Annotated in this window: 15 protein-coding genes; 9 read left to right on the top strand and 6 right to left on the bottom strand. The window is 69.2% G+C overall.

Annotated elements, in window-relative coordinates; all coding sequences use genetic code 11:
- Window positions 1-55: 55 nt before the first annotated feature.
- Both ACFVRO_RS11265 and zapE read right to left on the bottom strand, forming a co-directional pair.
- The gene (locus ACFVRO_RS11265; protein WP_386952274.1) at window positions 56-1,294 is read right to left on the bottom strand and encodes an ammonium transporter; all 1,239 of its coding nucleotides are present in this window, start codon (window positions 1,292-1,294) and stop codon (window positions 56-58) included.
- A gap of 124 nt (window positions 1,295-1,418) precedes the next feature.
- The gene (zapE, locus tag ACFVRO_RS11260) at window positions 1,419-2,459 is read right to left on the bottom strand and encodes a cell division protein ZapE (protein WP_105673088.1); all 1,041 of its coding nucleotides are present in this window, start codon (window positions 2,457-2,459) and stop codon (window positions 1,419-1,421) included.
- A gap of 130 nt (window positions 2,460-2,589) precedes the next feature.
- Between zapE and ACFVRO_RS11255 the strand changes: the two genes are divergently transcribed.
- Together ACFVRO_RS11255 and ACFVRO_RS11250 are read left to right on the top strand one after the other, a co-directional pair.
- Window positions 2,590-3,483 (top strand): sulfurtransferase, encoded by an 894-nt coding sequence (locus ACFVRO_RS11255; protein ID WP_386952271.1) that lies wholly within the window; start codon window positions 2,590-2,592, stop codon window positions 3,481-3,483.
- 19 nt (window positions 3,484-3,502) lie between these two features.
- A complete protein-coding gene (locus ACFVRO_RS11250; RefSeq protein ID WP_105673086.1) occupies window positions 3,503-3,934 on the top strand; it encodes a SufE family protein in 432 nt (143 codons plus the stop codon).
- On the opposite strand, the gene ACFVRO_RS11245 is transcribed toward ACFVRO_RS11250, so the two are convergent.
- On the bottom strand, window positions 3,918-5,072 hold the full coding sequence (locus ACFVRO_RS11245; protein WP_386952269.1) for an alpha/beta hydrolase: 1,155 nt from the start codon (window positions 5,070-5,072) through the stop codon (window positions 3,918-3,920). The two genes, ACFVRO_RS11250 and ACFVRO_RS11245, sit on opposite strands and share 17 nt — an antisense overlap.
- A 25-nt stretch (window positions 5,073-5,097) precedes the next feature.
- Here ACFVRO_RS11245 and ACFVRO_RS11240 point away from each other — a divergent pair, with 25 nt between their 5' ends.
- The 4 genes from ACFVRO_RS11240 (at window position 5,098) to ACFVRO_RS11225 (ending at window position 10,295) form a co-directional block, all read left to right on the top strand.
- On the top strand, window positions 5,098-5,679 hold the full coding sequence (locus ACFVRO_RS11240) for a DUF3000 domain-containing protein (protein WP_223586378.1): 582 nt from the start codon (window positions 5,098-5,100) through the stop codon (window positions 5,677-5,679).
- Window positions 5,672-6,865: a ribonuclease D gene (locus tag ACFVRO_RS11235; protein WP_386952266.1), complete on the top strand. Its 1,194-nt coding sequence runs from the start codon at window positions 5,672-5,674 to the stop codon at window positions 6,863-6,865. Before ACFVRO_RS11240 ends, ACFVRO_RS11235 begins: the two co-directional genes overlap by 8 nt.
- A 73-nt stretch (window positions 6,866-6,938) precedes the next feature.
- Window positions 6,939-8,144: a thiolase family protein gene (locus ACFVRO_RS11230; RefSeq protein ID WP_341942084.1), complete on the top strand. Its 1,206-nt coding sequence runs from the start codon at window positions 6,939-6,941 to the stop codon at window positions 8,142-8,144.
- Window positions 8,145-8,150: 6 nt separating this feature from the next.
- On the top strand, window positions 8,151-10,295 hold the full coding sequence (locus tag ACFVRO_RS11225; protein ID WP_386952263.1) for a 3-hydroxyacyl-CoA dehydrogenase NAD-binding domain-containing protein: 2,145 nt from the start codon (window positions 8,151-8,153) through the stop codon (window positions 10,293-10,295).
- 117 nt (window positions 10,296-10,412) lie between these two features.
- Here the strand turns inward: ACFVRO_RS11225 and ACFVRO_RS11220 are convergent, their stop codons facing one another.
- The 3 genes from ACFVRO_RS11220 to ACFVRO_RS11210 are packed head-to-tail and all read right to left on the bottom strand — an operon-like array spanning window position 10,413 to window position 14,557.
- Window positions 10,413-12,035: an FAD-dependent oxidoreductase gene (locus ACFVRO_RS11220; protein WP_386952260.1), complete on the bottom strand. Its 1,623-nt coding sequence runs from the start codon at window positions 12,033-12,035 to the stop codon at window positions 10,413-10,415.
- Entirely contained in the window at window positions 12,028-12,933 is a 906-nt protein-coding gene (locus tag ACFVRO_RS11215; protein WP_386952257.1) for a diacylglycerol kinase, read from the bottom strand. Before ACFVRO_RS11215 ends, ACFVRO_RS11220 begins: the two co-directional genes overlap by 8 nt.
- 1 nt (window position 12,934) lies before the next feature.
- Window positions 12,935-14,557, bottom strand: coding sequence for an FAD-binding oxidoreductase (locus tag ACFVRO_RS11210; protein ID WP_386952254.1), 1,623 nt, complete (start codon window positions 14,555-14,557; stop codon window positions 12,935-12,937).
- A gap of 20 nt (window positions 14,558-14,577) precedes the next feature.
- On the opposite strand from ACFVRO_RS11210, the gene ACFVRO_RS11205 reads away from it, so the two are divergent.
- The 3 genes from ACFVRO_RS11205 (at window position 14,578) to ACFVRO_RS11195 (ending at window position 17,437) form a co-directional block, all read left to right on the top strand.
- The gene (locus ACFVRO_RS11205; RefSeq protein ID WP_386952251.1) at window positions 14,578-15,156 is read left to right on the top strand and encodes a TetR/AcrR family transcriptional regulator; all 579 of its coding nucleotides are present in this window, start codon (window positions 14,578-14,580) and stop codon (window positions 15,154-15,156) included.
- Window positions 15,153-16,601 (top strand): glycerol-3-phosphate dehydrogenase/oxidase, encoded by a 1,449-nt coding sequence (locus ACFVRO_RS11200; RefSeq protein ID WP_386952249.1) that lies wholly within the window; start codon window positions 15,153-15,155, stop codon window positions 16,599-16,601. The genes ACFVRO_RS11205 and ACFVRO_RS11200 overlap by 4 nt, the downstream gene beginning before the upstream one ends.
- A gap of 74 nt (window positions 16,602-16,675) precedes the next feature.
- Window positions 16,676-17,437 carry an SPFH domain-containing protein gene (locus ACFVRO_RS11195; RefSeq protein WP_386952246.1) on the top strand — a complete coding sequence of 254 codons (762 nt, stop codon included), beginning with the start codon at window positions 16,676-16,678 and terminating at the stop codon, window positions 17,435-17,437.
- The last annotated feature ends 59 nt before the right edge of the window (window positions 17,438-17,496 follow it).

Raw genomic sequence — 17,496 nt, 5'->3', positions numbered from 1 at the left:
CGGTTCAGGGGAACCGAGACGCCCTTCCGCGTTCGCACGACGATGCTGTAGGCGCTCACGCGTCCGCGAGCGCGTACCCCTCTTCGCCGTGCACGACCAGGTCGACTCCTGCGATCTCGTCCTCGTTCGTGATGCGGAACCCGATCGTCTTCTCGATCGCGAAGCCGATCGCGAAGGAGATGATGAACGAGTAGAGCAGCACGCCCACGGCGGCGATCGCCTGCACCGCCAGCTGGCGGAGGTCGCCACCGACGAAGAGGCCGGTGCCGGTCGCGAAGAGTCCGAGGTAGAGCGTGCCGAACAGGCCGCCGACGAGGTGGATGCCCACCACGTCGAGCGAGTCGTCGAAGCCCAGGCGGAACTTCAGCTCGACCGCCAGCGCGCACAGGATGCCGGCCAGGGCGCCGAGCAGCAGCGACCACCCCGGCGTCAGGTTCGCGCAGGCCGGAGTGATGGCCACGAGACCGGCAACCGCACCGGACGCCGCCCCGACAGAGGTCGCCTTGCCGTCCTTGATGCGCTCGACGAGGATCCAGCCGAGGATCGCCGCCGCGGTGGCGCCCAGGGTGTTGAGGCCGATCAGACCGACGCCGCCCATGTCCTCAGCGAGCCACTCCGCACCCGCGTTGAAGCCGAACCACCCGAACCACAGCAGGGCGGCCCCCAGGAGCGTCAGCGGGACGTTGTGGGGCTTCAGGATGCCCTTCTGGAAGCCGATGCGCTTGCCGAGGACGATCGCCAGCGCGAGGGCCGCCGCACCCGCGTTGATGTGCACGGCGGTTCCACCGGCGTAGTCGATGACGGCGATGCCGCTGTCCTCGCCGAACAGGGTGGTGCCGAGATTCATGATCCAGCCGCCGCCCCAGACCCACGCGGCCACCGGGAAGTAGCCGACCGTCGCGAACACGCCGGCGAAGATCAGCCAGGATCCGAACTTCGCGCGGTCGGCGATCGCGCCGGAGATCAGTGCGACCGTGATGATCGCGAAGGTCGCACCGTACGCGACGCCGAGCAGGGCGACGTTGGATCCCTCGCCGCTGGCCAGCGAGCTCAGGCCGAAGTCTGCGAAGGGGTTGCCTGCGAAGGCGGTCGGGCTGTCGACGGCGCTCATCGAGAATCCGAAGAGAATCCAGAGCACCGCGACGAGACCGATCGAGCCGAAGCTCATCATCATCATGCTCACGACGCTCTTCGCCTTGACGAGGCCTCCGTAGAAGAAGGCGACTCCGGGCGTCATCAGCAGCACGAGAGCCGTCGCTGTGATCGCCCAGGAGATGTTGCCGGGTGCATCCATGTGTAAACCTCACATTCGGGAAACTGTGAGGTTCAGTGTGGCGACACCCGATTTCCGGGATGCGTGAAGTTTGTTGCGCGCACGTTACAGGCCGAGCGCCCGTGTGAACATCGCGTTACGCAGGTCAGCGTTCGGCGTGGGTGAGGGCGTTCAGACGCGAGATCGCCCGCAGGTACTTCTTGCGGTATCCGCCGCCGAGCATCTCCTCGGCGAAGACCTGATCCAGGCTGACACCGGTGGCCACGATCGGGATCTGCGCGTCGTAGACCCGGTCGACGAAGGCGACGAAACGCAGCGCCTCCGATTGATCGGTCAGCACGCGCACATCGCGAAGGCCCACGAGCCCGAGGCCCGTGATCAGACGGATGTACCGCGAGGGGTGCACGCGGGCGAGGTGGGAGATCACGTCGCCGAACGCGTCATCGGATGCCGCGCCCCCGGTCGCACCCTTCGCGATGGCGTCGGCGTACTCCGCATCGGACGACACGACGGCGTGGCCGTCGAGCGCACGCTGCCGGAAGTCGACGCCGTCGATCCGCAGCGTCTCGAAGCTGTCGGACATCGCGTGGATCTCCCGCAGGAAGTCCTGCGCGGCGAAGCGCCCCTCTCCGAGCGCGTTCGGCGGGGTGTTCGAGGTCGCCGCGAGCTTGGTCCCGGTGGGGACGAGCTCGCCGAGGAGGCGCGTCATCACCATGGTGTCGCCGGGATCGTCGAGTTCGAACTCGTCGATGCAGAGCAGATCGGCGCCCTTCAGCAGGTCGACCGTGTTCTTGTACCCGAGTGCGCCCACCAGGGCGGTGTACTCGATGAACGAGCCGAAGTACTTCCTGCGCGCGGGCATCGCGTGATAGATCGAGGCGAGGAGGTGCGTCTTGCCGACGCCGAAGCCTCCGTCGAGGTACACGCCCGGCTTGATCTCGGGTTCCTTCTTCGCCCGGCTGAACAGACCTCCGCGCTTCACCGGCGCACCGCGCCCTGCGAACCGGATCAGGGTCTCCTTCGCCTCCTCCTGAGAGGGGTACGCGGCGTCCGCGCGATAGCTGTCGAACGTCGCTCCATCGAACTGGGGCGGGGGCACCAGGCTCGCGAGCATCTCGGGACCGGTGACGGTCGGCTGGCGCTCGGTCAGGTGCACGACGCCCGTGGCGGTGGTGGTGTCAGTCATCGTTTTCCTGTGTCGAAGTCTTACGAATCCGGTGCCGGAGGCGCAGCGGGGATCTATCGTCGAAGGGACGGCTCAACACTACGCCGTCCGCACCTGCGTCATCGCCCGCTCAACGTCTGAGGAGATCCCTGTGGCCATCGAGTTCGATTCGTCTTCGTCCAAGTTCGCCGAGTACGCGGAACCCGGCCGTCTGGTCACCACCGACTGGCTCGCCGCGCACCTCGGCGATCCGGGACTCGTCGTGGTCGAGTCCGATGAAGACGTGCTGCTCTACGAGACGGGACACATCCCGGGCTCCGTGAAGGTGGACTGGCACACCGAGCTCAACGACCCTGTCGTCCGCGACTACGTCGACGGCGAGGGCTTCGCGACGCTCCTGAGCAGCAAGGGCATCTCCCGCGACGACACCGTCGTGATCTACGGCGACAAGAACAACTGGTGGGCGGCCTACGCGCTGTGGGTCTTCTCGCTCTTCGGCCACGAGGACGTGCGCCTCCTCGACGGCGGCCGCGACCGCTGGATCGCGGAGGGACGCGAGATCACCCGCGAAGCCACCGTCCGCCCCGCGACCGAGTACCCCGTGGTCGAGCGCGACGACTCCGTCATCCGCGCCTACAAGGAGGACGTGCTCGCCCACATCGGCAACCCGCTAATCGACGTGCGCTCCCCCGAGGAGTACAGCGGTGAGCGCACCACCGCTCCGGCCTATCCCGAGGAAGGCGCCCTTCGCGCCGGCCACATCCCCACGGCGCAGAGCGTGCCGTGGGGCAAGGCGGTCGCCGAGGACGGCGGCTTCAAGCCGCGTGCCGAGCTGGACGCCATCTACCGCGACGGCGCGGGCCTCGCCGACGGCGACCAGGTCGTCGCGTACTGCCGCATCGGGGAGCGCTCCAGCCACACCTGGTTCGTGCTGACGCACCTGCTCGGGTTCGAGAACGTCCGCAACTACGACGGCTCCTGGACCGAATGGGGCAGCGCGGTGCGCGTGCCGATCGTCACCGGGGCAGAGCCCGGCGCCCTCTGACGGTGCGAGAATGTCAGGGATGAGCACCAGCACCGTCCCCGACGTCCTCGCCGAGATCCGCGATTCCTTTCTGGAGACCCCGGAGCCAGATCGGCTCCTGCTCCTGCTCGAGTTCGCGGACGAGCTGCCCGCCGTGTCGGACGAGGTCGCCGCGCATCCGGAGATGTGCGAGCGGGTCGCCGAGTGCCAGTCCCCCGTCTACATCTACGTCGAGGTGCACGACGGCGTCGTGACGATGCACGCGACCGCTCCCCCGGAGGCCCCGACGACCAGGGGCTTCGCCAGCATTCTGGTGCAGGGGATCTCCGGACTCACCGTCGACGAGGTCCTCTCGATCCCCGAGGACTACCCGCAGTCGATCGGCCTGACCAAGCTCGTCTCCCCGCTGCGCATCGGCGGCATGACGGGCATGCTGATGCGCGCCAAGAACCAGGTCAGGCAGAAGAGCTGAAGCCGTTCCCGCTCACCCAATCGGTGATGGAAGATGTCCACGCCGTCTGGTCGTAGTTCCACAGCTTGGTGTGCCGGGCCACCGTGAAACGCGGCATCGTCACGATGTCCGGACGGGCCTGCTGGAGTGAGTGGGAGGCGTCTGACGGGACGAAGCCGTCGTCGTCGCTGTGCAGGATGAGGATCGGCACGTCGAGCTCCTCGGCCCTGGCCACCATGTCGAGCCGATCGAAGGAGATGGCGTCGTCCGCGCCGCTCAGGCGCGCGGTGAGCGGGAGCTGGAGGGCGCCCATGGCCATGTCCGGCAGCGGCCCCCTGAGTCCGGATTCCCTCGCCTGGAACCGCAGGACGCTGCGCCAGTCGACCACCGGCGACTCGAGGATGAGTCCGACGATCCTGCTGCGATTCGCCGAGTTGACCGCGGTCTGCAGCGAGATCGCTCCGCCCATCGACCAGCCCATCAGGATGACGCGGTCGGCGCCGTGGCGCAGCGCATAGGAGATCGCCGTGTCCACGTCGCGCCACTCCGCAGCACCCAGCGCATACGCGCCGGCTCTGCTCCGTGGCGCCTCGCCGTCGTTGCGATACGACACCACGAGGTTCGGGAGCCCCGCGGCGTGCAGCACCGGCACGGCCCTGAGGCACTCCGCCCGCACCGCTCCGCGCCCGTGGACCTGGATCACCCACGTCGACGACTCCCCGGGGAAGTACCACGCAGGGCACGGACCGGCGGGCGATCCGATCAGGACGTTCTCCCAGCGCAGGTGCAGCTCGCTCGGGGTCGAGTAGTAGTAGCCGCTGAACGTCGCACCCCGGTCGACCCTGGCGCCCGGCTCGATCTGCGTGAGCAGCTTGCGCCGCACCGTCGTGGCATCTGCGCTGAGCACCGCGCCCAGCTTCACGTAGCCGTAGGTTCCGGTCGTGAACAGGCCGTAGCGCCCCGGGAGCTCCGTGTCGAGGGTCCGCTGCAGCTCGATCGTCTGCGCGCCCGTGTCGACAGCGCGGATGACCGTGTCCAGCGGCCTCCTGCCCGGGGTGACGACGCGACGCGCGGTGCCGAACACGAGCAGGGCGACCGCAGCCCCGAGCGCGAGCAGTGCGGGGACAAGGAGCGCAACGGCGTGCCTGAGACTCTTCATCGCCTCCTGACTCTAGCCTGTTGCCGTGACCGCACAGCCCGATGACGGGACCCTCTTCGACGCCGCCGTGGCCGAACTGCGTGAGACCGCCTTCCGTGCGGACATCGCCGTTCGGGAGATCACCACGCCCCAGGGCCTCGCCCCGTTCGCGATCGCGCTCGCCGCGGACGTCCGCCCCGACGACACCGGAGACTCGGTGTACGGCACCGGGCGCTTCGTCCTCCTCCACGATCCCGATGCTCCGGCGCCGTGGGACGGCCCGTGGCGCATCGTGCTGTTCGCCCAGGCTCCCCTCGAGCCGGAGATCGGCACGGACCCGCTGCTCGCGGACGTCGCCTGGTCCTGGCTGGTGGATGCTCTCGACTCGAGGGATGCGATCTACCACTCTGCATCCGGCACCTCGACCAAGACGCTGTCGAAGGGTTTCGGCGGGCTCGCCGTCGAGGGCGACGGCGCACAGATAGAATTGCGGGCGTCCTGGACTCCAGAGGGCCCGTTCAGACCGCACGTCGAGGCATGGGCCGAACTGGTCGGAATGCTGGCGGGTCTTCCGCCCGGATCCGAGGGCATCGCCGTGATCGGCGCGCGAAAGGCTGCACGTGACTGAATACTCCGTGATCTCGGATGCCGAGGAGTTCCTGGCGGCATGCGCCGCACTCGCCGAGGGCACAGGTCCCGTCGCCGTGGACGTGGAGCGGGCATCCGGGTTCCGCTACTCCCAGCGGGCGTACCTCGTGCAGGTGTTCCGCAGGGGCGCGGGGGTCTTCCTCTTCGACCCTCCGGCCATCGGGGACTTCGCACCGCTGCAGGCCGCGATCGGCGACGTGGAGTGGGTGTTCCACGCGGCGAGCCAGGATCTGCCGTCGCTGCGTGAGCTCGAACTGGTCCCTGCGACGATCTTCGACACCGAGCTGGCGTCGCGACTCCTCGGACACGAGCGCGTCGGCCTCGCCGCCGTCGTCGAGGAGACCCTCGGCATCGTCCTGAAGAAGGAGCACTCGGCATCCGACTGGTCGACCCGGCCGCTGCCGCCGGCCTGGCTGGAGTACGCCGCGCTCGATGTCCTCCACCTCATCGACGTGCAGGAGGTGCTGGTCGCCGAGCTCGAGGAGCAGGGCAAGACCGAGTTCGCCGCGGAGGAGTTCGCCGCCACGATCACCCGCCTGCCGAAGCCTCCCCGCGAGGACCCGTGGCGTCGGCTGAGCGGTCTCCACCAGGTGCGCGGTGCGCGCAACCTCGCCGTTGCCCGCGAGCTGTGGCGGGCGCGTGAAGCCTTCGCGCAGGAGCAGGACGTCTCCCCCGGCAGGCTGGTGCCCGATCGTTCGCTGGTGGCCGCCGTGCTCGCCAACCCGCAGAGCAAGTCGGCGCTCGCCGGCACCAAGGACTTCCAGGGCAGGGCCAGCCGCACCCAGATCGATCGGTGGTGGCAGGCGATCGTCGACGGGCGCGCCGCCGAGGTGCTGCCGCGCGAGCGCGTTCCCAGCGACACGCTGCCCCCGCCCCGCGCGTGGGCCGACCGCAATCCCGAGGCGGACGCCCGGCTCAAGGCCGCACGCCCCGTGGTGGAGGCCGTCGCCGAGGAGCTCGGCATGCCCACGGAGAATCTGCTCACCCCGGAGTTCCTCCGTCGCATCGCGTGGGATCTGCCGGGGACGACCGTCGAAGAGGTCGGCACAGCGCTCGCCGCGCTGGGAGCGCGCCCGTGGCAGATTGCACAGACTGCACAGAAGATCGCCGACGCCTTTGTAGAGGCTGGTCAATCGCCCGACGAGACCCCCACACCCGCTTCGTAGGTTCGATCCAACCGATTCCTCCCGCCTCCGCGGCCTTCCTAGACTGAGGTCACCGCACAAACTTGGAGGCAGAGTGGCCGAGATCTCGGACGTCTTCTTCGTCGATGGAGTGCGCACCCCCTTCGGGCGCGCCGGCGAAAAGGGCATGTACTGGAACACCCGCGCAGATGACCTCGCCGTGAAGGCGACCATCGGCCTGATGGAGCGGAACTCGGCCGTCCCGGCCGACCGCATCGACGACGTCGCGATCGCCGCGACCTCGCAGACCGGAGACCAGGGCCTCACTCTCGGCCGCTCGGTGGCGATCCTCGCCGGCCTTCCGCAGACGGTCCCCGGCCTCGCCGTCGAGCGCATGTGCGCCGGCGCCATGACGAGCGTCACCACGATGGCGGCATCGATCGGCATCGGCATGTACGACTTCGCCCTCGCCGGCGGCGTCGAGCACATGGGGCACCACCCCATCGGCGGCAACGCCGACCCGAACCCCCGCTTCGTCGCGGAGCGCATGGTCGACCCCGGCGCGCTGAACATGGGAGTGACGGCGGAGCGCATCTTCGACCGCTTCCCGCACCTCACCAAGGAGCGCTCCGACCGGTTCGGCATGCTCAGCCAGCACAAGGTACAGGCCGCCTACGACGCAGGCAAGATCCAGCCCGACCTCGTGTCCGTCGCGACGAAGGATGCCGACGGCGCCTGGGGCCTCGCGACCGAGGACGAGGGCCGCCGCCCGCAGACGACCATGGAGGACCTCGCCGCCCTCAAGACGCCGTTCCGTCCCCACGGACGCGTCACGGCCGGCACCTCCTCTCCCCTCACCGACGGCGCGACGATGTCGCTGCTCGCCGGAGGCGGAGCGGTGAAGGAGTTCGGCCTCACGCCCAAGATGCGCATGGTGTCGTTCGCTTTCGCCGGCGTGCAGCCGGAGATCATGGGCATCGGCCCGATCCCGTCGACCGAGAAGGCCCTCAAGAAGGCCGGTCTCACCATCGACGACATCGGTCTGTTCGAGCTCAACGAGGCCTTCGCCATCCAGGTGATCTCCCTGCTCGACCACTTCGGGATCGCCGACGACGACCCCCGGGTCAACCAGTGGGGCGGTGCGATCGCGCTCGGTCACCCGCTCGCTGCGTCCGGCGTGCGCCTGATGATCCAGCTCGCCGCGCAGTTCGCAGAGCGTCCTGACGTGCGCTACGGCCTCACCGCGATGTGCGTCGGCCTCGGTCAGGGCGGCTCCGTCATCTGGGAGAACCCGCACTACAACGGCAAGAAGAGGAAGTAAGTCACGATGACCAACTACGACGACATCGACTTCTCCCCCATCCAGGCGCTCACCGAGGGCGAGGTGATCACGCACTCCCCCGTGCGCGACATCCGCCTCGCCTCCGGCAAGGTGCTCGCTCTCGTCACCCTCGACAACGGGCGCGACCACACGCGTCCGAACACCCTCGGTCCGGCGACGCTCACCGAGCTCGGCGCCACCCTCGACGGACTCAAGGCACGCGCCGCAGCCGGCGAGATCCAGGCCGTCGGCATCACCGGCAAGCAGTACATCCTGGCCGCCGGCGCCGACCTGTCGGACATCAGCAAGGTCGGGTCGCGCGACAACGCGCGCCTGATCGCTCAGCTGGGCCACAAGGTGCTCGGCAAGCTCTCCGAGCTCGGGGTCCCGTCGTTCGCCTTCGTCAACGGCCTCGCGCTCGGCGGCGGCCTCGAGATCGCTCTGAACTCGACGTACCGGACCGTCGACGCCTCCGCGGCGGCGATCGCCCTGCCCGAGGTCTTCCTCGGCATCATCCCCGGCTGGGGCGGCGCCTATCTGCTGCCGAACCTGATCGGCATCGAGAACGCCCTCGAGGTCGTCATCTCGAACCCGCTCAAGCAGAACCGGATGCTCAAGCCCCAGCAGGCCTTCGATCTGGGAGTGGTCGACGCCATCTTCCCGGCGGCGAACTACCTCGAGAACTCGCTGGCCTGGGCCGATGCGGTCCTCGGCGGGAGGAAGGTCGAGCGCAAGAACGAGCCGGGCAAGATCGAGCGGCTCACCAAGTGGCCGATCGCGATCAAGATGGCCCGCGGCATGCTCGAGTCGAAGATCGGCACGGTGCCGAAGTCGCCCTATGCGGCTCTCGACCTTCTCGACAAGGCGAAGAGCGGCACCAAGGCCGAGGGCTTCGCCCGCGAGGACGAGGCGCTCGCAGAGCTCGTGACCGGCGACCAGTTCGCCGCGTCGATGTACGCGTTCGACCTGGTGCAGAAGCGCGCCAAGCGCCCCGTCGGTGCACCCGACAAGGCTCTCGCCAAGAAGGTCACCAAGGTCGGCATCATCGGCGCCGGCCTCATGGCCAGCCAGTTCGCGCTCCTGTTCGTGCGCAAGCTCCAGGTGCCCGTGCTCATCACCGACCTCGACCAGGCCCGCGTCGACAAGGGCGTGGCCTACATCCACGAGGAGATCGGCAAGCTCGAGGCCAAGGGCCGTCTGGACGCCGACTCGGCGAACAAGCTGCGCGGCCTCGTCACCGGCACCACCGACAAGAGCCTCTACGCGGACTGCGACTTCGTGATCGAAGCCGTGTTCGAGGAGGTCGGCGTCAAGCAGCAGGTGTTCGGCGAGATCGAGAAGATCATCGCCGAGGACGCGATCCTCGCGACCAACACCTCGTCGCTGTCCGTCGAGGAGATCGGCTCGAAGCTCGCGCACCCCGAGCGGCTCGTGGGCTTCCACTTCTTCAACCCGGTCGCGGTGATGCCGCTGATCGAGATCGTGAAGACGCCCTCGACGTCTGACGCCGCACTGTCGACCGCGTTCGTGGTCGCGAAGGGACTGGGAAAGAACGCGGTGCTCACCGCCGACGCCCCCGGATTCGTCGTGAACCGTCTGCTTGCGAAGGTCATGGGCGAGGCAGCTCGTGCCGTGTACGAGGGCACCCCCGTGGCGGATGTCGAGAAGGCCTTCGGTCCGCTCGGCCTGCCGATGGGCCCGTTCCAGCTGATCGACCTGGTCGGTTGGAAGGTCGCCGCCCACGTGCAGGACACGATGGTCCGCGCGTTCCCCGACCGCTTCTACGCGAACGAGAACTTCCACGAGCTGGCCGCGCTGGATGCGGTCGTGGAGAAGGACAAGGGCGGTCGCGTGACCGGCTGGACCAAGCAGGCGGAGAAGCTCCTCAAGCCGGCGGTGGGCAGCTCGCCCGCGTCCGCAGCGACGATCCTGCAGCGTGTTCAGGATGGTCTGGCGACCGAGATCAAGCTCATGCTGGACGAGGGCGTGGTGCCCGAGGTCGAGGACATCGATCTGTGCCTCATCCTCGGTGCGGGCTGGCCCTTCATCGACGGCGGCGCATCGCCGTACCTCGACCGCGAAGGGGCCTCGGAGCGCGCCTTCGGCGGGTCGTTCCACACTCCGCAGATCAGGGGTGTCGAAGCCCGCTGACCCCCGGTCGTTGAGCGAGCGAAGCGAGACGAAACGCCTCATCCGACGTCATACGTCGGATGAGGCGTTTCGCGTATCCCTGCACTCCTCGCCAGGCGCGCGTGCGGTGGCGTGCTCCTACTGGACCGGCCTCACATCTTCGACGCCCGCACGCGGCCAGTACGACAGAGCCCGCTCGGCGAGGGCGGTGATGGTGAGCGAAGGATTCACCCCGGGATTCGCGGGGACCGCGGAGCCGTCGACGACGTGCAGACCAGGGTGACCCCAGACACGGTGGTAGGCGTCGATGACGCCCTCCTCCGGCGACGACGAGATCACCGCTCCGCCGAGGAAGTGCGCGGTGAGCGGGATGCCGAAGACCTCGGGCCAGGAGCCGCGGGCCTCGGCCGGCTCACCGCCGTCGCGCTCGACACGTGCGGCGATGGCCGCGGCCGCCGCGTGGGCCTGCGGGAGGTAGCTCGGGTTCGGTTCGCCGTGTCCCTGCTCGCTGGTCATCACCAGTCGGCCGAAGCGGCGGCGCAGGGACAGCGTGAGCGAGTTGTCCGCCGTCTGCATGACGAGAGCGATGATGCCGCGCTCGCTCCAGCGCCGAAGGTTGCCGAGTCGGAACTGCCGCACCGGCGAACGGAGCACCTGTGCCGCGAGGCTCGTCAGCCGAGCACCGAGCCGTCGGTCGCCGGGGACCAGAGCCGTGGCGAGAGCGCCCATGAGGTTCGAGCCGGGGCCGTAGCGCACGTTCTCGACGTGGGTGCGGTCGTCCACGTGGAACGACGTGGTGATCGCGACCCCTCGCGCCAGTTCCAGCGATTCGGGGACCTTCGTCGCTATCGCTCCGTCGAGAGCCTCCGAGTTCGTCCGGGTGAGGCGCCCGACGGCATCGGAGATCCGCGGCAGCGAGCCCGACTCCTTCATGCGGTGCAGCAGCTGCTGCGTCCCCCACGTGCCCGCGGCGAGCACCACCTGCCTGGCGGTCACGGTCCGCCGTCCTCGCCGGAGCCATGTGCCGCTGCGCTGCGTCGTGACGGCGAACCCTCCGCCCGGGAGCTCGGCCACGTCGATGACCGTCCGCAGCGGCTCGATCGCGACGCCGCGGCGCTCGGCCAGAGCGAGATAGTTCTTCATGAGCGTGTTCTTCGCGCCGACCCGGCATCCGACCATGCAGTTCCCGCAGAGCGTGCATCCGGTGCGCTCTGGACCCTCTCCGTCGAAGAACGGATCGGGGGTGCGCTCCCCCGGCTTTCCGAACCAGACGCCGACCGGTGCGCGCCGGAATGTGTCTCCCACGCCGAGGTCTTCCGCGGCCCCGGCCATGATCCGCTCGACGGGACCGGTGTGAGGATAGTGCTCGACGACGCCGAGCATCCGCTTCGCCGTTGCGTAGTGCGCGGAGAGCTCCCGTTCCCAGTCGGCTATGCCTCGCCACTGCGGATCCTGGAAGAAGCTCGCGCCCGGCTGGTACAGCGTGTTCGCGTAGTTGAGCGATCCGCCACCGACCCCGGCACCGGCCAGAATCATCACGTGCGGCAGTCGATGGATGCGCTGCACGCCGAAGCATCCGAACGCCGGCGCCCACAGGTACCGCCGCACGTTCCAGCTGGTCTTCGCGAAGTCCTCGTCCTCGAACCTGCGGCCGGCCTCGTACACGCGAACCCGGTAGCCCTTCTCCGCCAGCCGCAGTGCGGCGACGGAGCCTCCGAACCCGGAACCCACGATGACGACGTCTTCGTCGAACTCAGTCATTGTTCTCCCTCGGCACCAGCATCGTGAGCGCGCCCGGAATCAGCGAGATGGTGCAATCATCCTCGCCGATCCGCTCACCGTCGGCATAGACCACGAGCCCGGGAGCGGACACCGATACGGTCTTCGCGCGACGGTGCCTCACCTCTCGACGATCCAGATGCCGCCCCTGGAGCAGCAGCGGGAACAGGCGCAGCAGCCTCATCCGACCGATCGGCGCGACCTGCACCACGTCCAGGAGCCCGTCATCGGGGATGGCGCCCGCGCACACCGGCATCCCCCCGCCGTAGCTCGACGTGCTCCCCACCGCGATCAGCGTTCCCGGAGCGTGCTCGGGGTCGGCGCCGTCGACGGACAGGCGGAAGTCCATCGGACGCAGACGCGCGAGTTCGATGAGGAGCGCGAGGTAGTAGCGCAGGGCGCCGTGCGGCCATCTCAGGCGGTTCGTGCGATCGCTCACCTTCGCATCGAACCCGAGTGCGGCGATCGTCAGGAACCGACGCGTCGAGTCCCTGGTGGCGACGACGCCCACGTCGATGGGACGCGGTACCCCGGTCAGCGCGAGCTCCGCCGCGGCCGAGGCGTCTCCGCGCGGCAGCCCCAGCGCGCGTGCGAGGTCGTTCCCCGTCCCGGCCGGGACGAGCACGAGGGGAACGGATGCCGCGCACAGTTCGTCGAGCACTCCCGACAGGGTGCCGTCGCCTCCGACGATGACGAGCACCCGCGGGGCGTCGGCGAGGGCAGCTGCGGCGAGCCGATGGGTGTCGGCGGCTGAGCCGCCCGCGTACGCCCGCACGTCGGCGCCCCGATCGCGCAGGTGCGCGACCGCCGCTTCCGCCGCCCGCCTGCCTCGGCCCTTGCCGGAGAACGGGTTCGCGAGCACGGCGATGTGCTCGGCCACGTCAGCGCGTCCGCTCGATCGGGATCACAGCGCCCGGGTTCATGATCTCCGAGGGATCCAGCTCCCGCTTGATCGCGGACAGGATGCGGATGCCGGTCTCCCCGATCTCGCGCTCCAGCCATGCGGCGTGATCCCGCCCGACCGCATGATGATGGCTGATGGTGCCCCCCGCGGCGAGGATGGCGTCGTTGACGCTCGCCTTGACGGGCTCCCACACGGCGAGCGGGTCGGAGCGGATGCCGGCCAGCACCGTGAAGTACAGCGATGCCCCCGTCGGGTAGACGTGCGAGACATGGCACATGACGTAGCACCTGGCCCCTGCCTGCGCGAAGCCGTCCTTCAGGGCGGCCTCCACCGCCGATCGCAGCGTCGAGAGGTTCGACCAGGTCGTCGCCGTCTCGAGCGTCTCGCAGAAGACGCCGGCGTCCAGGAGCGAATCGCGCAGGTACGGTCCGTCGAATCTCCCCTTCAACCACTCCTCCGCCGCTCCCTCGCCCGCGGAGACGCCTCCTGCTGCCGCGAGCAGAGCGCTGACCCTGGACCGGCGCTCCGCGATGTCGTCGCCCTCGTAGACGGTGACGACGCTGGCGCCCTTCGCGAGCGCCTTCCCGATCTTCCCGACCTGAGCGAGGCTCACCGCGGTCTCCGCCTCGTCGGAGAGGCGGATGACGGTCGGCCCGTTCCCGTGCTGGGCGACTTGGCGGAGCCCCTCGGCGCCGCTCACGAAGTCGGGGAAGGACCACGACTCGAAGACGCGATCACGCGGAATCGGATGCACGCGCACGGCCACCTCGGTGATCACGCCGAAGATGCCCTCCGATCCGAGGAAGACCCTGATCAGATCGGGCCCGGCGGCAGAACCAGGTGAGCGGCCGAGGGCGATGTCTCCGGTCGGCGTCGCGACGCGGATGCCGGTCACCATGGTGTCGAAGCGGCCGTTGCCCGCGGAGTTCTGACCGGATGACCGCGCAGCGGCGAAGCCGCCGATCGTGGCATAGCGGAAGCTCTGCGGATAGTGGCCGAGCTCGAGGCCGTGAGCGGAGAGCAGCGCCTCCGCCTCGGGACCGGTGGTGCCCGCCGCGAGGACCGCTTCGCCGCTGACCTCGTCGAGCCGGACGAGCCCGCTGAGCCTGCGCAGATCGAGGCTGACGACGGCGTGGTGTCGTCCGCGCTCGGGGTCCAGGGCGCCGACCACGCTGGTTCCTCCGCCGAACGGGATCACCGCGACGCCGCGATCGGCAGCCACGCGCAGGCACGCGCGGACCTCGTCGTGATCGGCGGGTCGGATGACCGCATCCGGCGCGTCCTGACCGATCCGCCGCCTCCGCAGCAGATCGGGCGTGGAGCGTCCTCCCGCGTGACGGATGCGTGCCTCGTCGGAACGGTCGACGTGCTGTGCCCCCACCGCTGCCTGAAAGGCGGCGAGATCGTCGTCGTCGAGTGCGGAGGAGCCGAGCACGACCTCGCCGAGGGCGGCGGCCTGCTCGGGCTTGCGGATGCGTCCGAGCAGAAGGGGCAGCAGCGTGCGCACCGCGAGCGGGAGGTCCTTCGCCTTCGCCGGGTCGCCCCAGCCGTTCCATCTCATCGACGGGTCGTCCTCGACCCTGCCATCTTCTGGGCTCATGCGTTACAGTGTGACACATCATGGAAGAACGTCAAGTGATCTGGGACGCCACGCAAGTGCGTATTCTCGACGCCGCCGATGCGCTGATCGAACGCAGAGGCGTGCACGGCGTGACGATCGCCGAGCTCGCACGCCGCGCCGATCTCAGCCGACCGACGATCTACCGCAGCTGGAGCGACGCCGACGATGTCGTCCGCGCCGCCCTGTTGCGCCGCGTGGGCGGCATCCTGGACGCGTTTCCCGAGCATGCGCGCACACGCGCCGATCTGGTGGACGACGTCCTGCGATTCACCGCGCTCTTCCGCTCCGATGCCGTCTACGGCCGTCTCCTCGCCGACGAGCCGGAGGCGTTCACGCGCTACACGCTGCAGCGCGTGGGGTCGAGCCAGAGGATGATCCTGCAGTGGCTCGCCACGGCGATCGGCACCGCACAGGTCGGAGGTACGGTACGGCACGGTGAGCCTCTGGAGATCGCCGTGATGCTGCTCCTCATCGCCCAGTCGGCGGTTCTCTCGCACGGCACCGTGTCCGAGCTCATCTCCGACGCCGCCTGGGAGCGCGAACTGCGCTCGGCGCTCGACGGACTGCTCCGGCCATGACTCCGGACCCCACGGTTCTCAACGTCGCTCGGCGCAGGACCGATCTCGCCAGGGCGGCCGACGGCACCGCGGACGTGCTCGTCGTCGGCGGCGGCATCACCGGCGTCGGCGCCGCCCTCGACGCGGCCTCCCGCGGCCTCAGGGTCGTGCTGATCGAGGCCGAGGACCTCGCCTTCGGCACGAGCAGGTTCAGTTCCAAGCTCGTGCACGGCGGACTGCGCTATCTCGCGACCGGAGATGTGGCGACGGCCTGGGAGAGCGCTCTCGAACGGCATCTGCTGATGACGACGATCGCTCCGCATCTGATCCGCCCCCTGGCACAGCTCCTGCCGTTCAGTCCGGGGGTCGCTCTCCGCCAGCGCGCGGCCGGGGCGGTCGGCATGGGTCTCGGCGATCTGCTGCGGATGCGCGCCCGCACACCGCGCACCGTGCTCCCCGCCCCGAGGCTCGTCTCCGGGCGTACGGCGCATCGCCTGGCTCCCGCCCTCGACCCCCTCGGGCTGCGCGGCGGGATGCTGTCGTACGACGGACAGCTCGTCGACGACGCCCGCCTGGTCGCCACGGTCGCCCGCACCGCGGCATGCCTCGGAGCGCGCATCCTGACCCGCGTGCGCGCGATCGAGCTTCGAGGGGACGGCGCGACGGCCGAGGACGCCATGTCGGGCGAACGGCTCGAGATCAAGGCGCGCGCCGTCATCAATGCGACCGGCGTCTGGGCGGGGTCTCTCGACGGCGCGATCAGCGTTCGCCCCAGCCGTGGCACTCACATCGTCCTCGATGCCTCTGACCTCGGCTCCCCCACAGCGGCGCTCACGATCCCTCACGAGAGGTCGATCAGTCGATACGTGTTCGCCCTGCCGCAGCAGCACGGACGGGTGATCGTGGGCCTCACCGATGAGGATGCGCCAGGGCCGGTGCCGACCGTCGCCCAGCCCACCGAGCCCGAGATCGCCTTCCTCCTGAGCACTCTCAACCGGGTCCTCGCCGTGCCGGTCAGGCGCGATCAGGTGCGCGGAGCATTCGCGGGCCTCAGGCCCCTGGTCGACAGCGGTGCGGACGCCACCTCCGACGTCTCCCGACGGCATCTCGTCGTGTCGTCGGATGCCGGGTTCGTGACGGTTCTGGGCGGCAAGCTGACCACCTACCGTCGGATGGCCGAGGATGCCGTCGACCTCGCCGTCTCGTCACGACAGCTGAGCGCTCCGTCGAGTCGCACCGCATCGTTGCGTCTGGTGGAGCGCACCGTGGCCGGTGGGGAACCCCTCGACGAGATCACCGGTCTCACACGAGCCGATGTGGAGTTCGCCGTGCGCAGCGAGGGCGCGATGACGGCCGAGGACGTGCTCGATCGGCGGACCAGGGTCGGACTCGTCGACGCCGACCGGGAACGCTGCCGCCCCGCCGTCGAGGAGCTGGTCGAGCGTACTCTCGCCGACCTCCACTGAGGCCATGCGGCGGCCGATCAGGGCCGGGGCGTAACCGCTGCGGGGCACTCCGGCGAACGGCCGACGAACAGCGCATGAACTCCCCCGCCGCACGCGCTCCGGAGGCGATCTGCTGCGACACGACGCGGCACAGTGGTGTCATGGACATGCTCTTCACGATGCTGGGCGGCAAGGGGATGTCGGGGCTGCTGAAGACCGGCACGGCGATCCTCACGACACTCCTGGTCCTTCCGGCTCTCCTCAAGCTCTTCGTGGTCACCGTCGACGAGGGCTGGGCCGCCATCCGCACGCGCAACGGCAAGCCGATCATCCGCAATCGTCCGCAGCGCCGACCGGCCAACCGGCGTGGGGCCGTCGGTGAAGTGGTCGTGCTCGATCCCGGTTCGCACGGCGCTTTCCCGCTGTTCTACTGGTACAAGCTCATCGATGTGCGCTGCCGTGCGACCGATCTCCCCGCGCGCGAGATGACCGGCGCCGGCGGACACCAGCACCGCGTGCACGCGTCGTTCGAGTGGCGCCCCATACCGACCGGACGAGATATGCGGGTCTTCGAGCTCGACGTCGTCAACGTCAAGGAACGAGCGTCCAACATCGTCGGCGCCGCGCTGCGCGACGTGATCCGCGGCCTCGACGGTGCGGAACTGCCCCACAACGACGAGATCAACACGAGGGTGATCGCCGCCAGCGCAGAGGAGATCCGTCGAGCCTGCGGCGTGGAGCTCGTCCGCGTGATGGTCACGGGCGACGCGCTCACCGACGGCTATCTTCTTTCCACCGCCATGCGCGACGGAGACCGCGGCGCCCAGGCTGTCGCCGCTCTGCACGCCTTGAACTGAACCGCCGTTTCTACGTCACTCGCGGTTCCGCTCGGCTGGTGGTGCACCGCTCACCGGCT

Origin of the sequence: Microbacterium sp. NPDC057944 (assembly GCF_042887445.1) — a bacterium.
Classification (GTDB): Bacteria; Actinomycetota; Actinomycetes; order Actinomycetales; family Microbacteriaceae; genus Microbacterium; species Microbacterium natoriense.
The sequence above is the reverse complement of the archived record's forward strand: the minus strand, read 5'-3'. Positions and strand labels throughout refer to the sequence as shown.